The sequence below is a fragment of the Mycobacterium sp. E3247 genome, assembly GCF_001667785.1.
GTDB lineage: Bacteria > Actinomycetota > Actinomycetes > Mycobacteriales > Mycobacteriaceae > Mycobacterium.
In genome coordinates this window covers 1-668 of the sequence record NZ_LZJG01000566.1, presented here as the reverse complement: position 1 = coordinate 668, position 668 = coordinate 1, and the positions used below count along the sequence as shown (strand labels likewise).

General features: G+C 61.4%; 1 protein-coding gene. It reads left to right on the top strand.

Annotated elements, in window-relative coordinates; all coding sequences use genetic code 11:
- On the top strand, positions 1-668 hold a 668-nt coding region (locus tag A9X04_RS29030; protein WP_197509490.1), incomplete at both ends, for a cation transporting ATPase C-terminal domain-containing protein.

The window sequence follows — 668 nt, the reverse complement described above, 5'->3', positions numbered from 1 at the left end:
CGCATATTCGCCAACACCATCAAGTACGTGCTGATGGGCACGTCGAGCAACTTCGGGAACATGTTCAGCGCCGCGGCCGCATCGGCCCTGCTGCCGTTCCTGCCGATGCTGCCCAGCCAGATCCTGCTGAACAACCTGTTATACGACTCCTCGCAGCTGGCGATCCCCAGCGATCGGGTCGATGAGGAGCAGCAGAATGCGCCGTCGCACTGGAACGTCGCGTTCATCCGCAGGTTCATGCTGACGTTCGGCCCGATTAACTCGCTGTTCGACTTCTTGACCTTCGGATTCATGGTCGGCATCCTGCACGCTGGCGAAGTGGCGTTCCACACCGGCTGGTTCTTGGAAAACATTCTCACCCAGACGTTTATCGTGTTCGCGATCCGCACCCGCAGGGTGCCATTTCTGCGCAGCAGGCCCGGCGCTCTGCTTTCGGTCACGCTGATGTCAGTGGACGTGATCGGCATCGCGCTGACCGTCACGCCGCTTGGCCGCAAACTGGGCTTCACCCCGCTGCCATGGCAGTTTTACGTGGCGCTGGCCATGTTCATCGTCGTCTATCTGGTGCTCGTGGACCTGACCAAGAAGGTGTTCTACAGCGAGCCGATGCGGGTGTTCGGCCAGCCCTACCGCACCCGGGGTCTGCATCACCGCATTCAGCGGCGCGC